The 697-nt window shown below is 39.5% G+C and carries 1 protein-coding gene; it reads right to left on the reverse strand.

What is annotated here, in order from left to right:
- A partial coding sequence (locus tag N1032_RS25480) for a hypothetical protein (RefSeq protein WP_259543387.1) occupies window positions 1-697 on the reverse strand: 697 nt, incomplete at both ends.

Here is a 697-nt window from a genome sequence, read left to right on the forward strand (position 1 = left end):
CCTTTAGGGTTAACAACAGTGACACTGCCTTGAGCAGTAGTGTTAGGGAAGAGAGCTTCGATATTTGAAATACCATGTTTAAGATCATCTTCTGAAATACCAGCATTGGCAAATACGTCTACAAGTGAAGTCACTTTAGAAGTAGCTGCTTGTGCGAGAATTGCATTTGCATCTCCATGCGTAAGGACACTTCCGTCTTCCGTTAAGTATCCAGCTTCTGCATATGCCAGGCCATCGTTAAATACTGAATGTTTCAATGTTTCGTCTCCTTCGAATTCATCAGATTGTTGTGCAGTTTCATCACTTCCCCCTTCTTGATTCGCAAGTAGGTAAGCCACTGCTGCTTTTTGGTCATCATTCAATGTGTCAAGCACATCTTTAATAGTACGGTTATCTTCCGTTTCTTGTGTATTAGCCACGCTAGTACCTCCTTTGGTTGCAGCATGAGAGAGTTCTTCAACTTCTTCAGTTGTTATATTCTCTTCATTATTTTCTGTTACATCTTCTTCAGGATCTTCATCTGCAGGTAGGAAATTCTCTTCCTCTTCAACAGAATGAATTAAGAAGTTTGGCTCGATTAGGGCTTCACCATTTTCAAAATCTTGTTCACTAGAATGTTCAAGATTGGTATAATCGATTGTAGCCCCTTCATTTGCACCTGATAAAACAAGACTAACTTCATAGATATTACCATGAA

The organism is Herbiconiux daphne (assembly GCF_024979295.1).
Lineage (GTDB): Bacteria > Actinomycetota > Actinomycetes > Actinomycetales > Microbacteriaceae > Herbiconiux > Herbiconiux daphnes.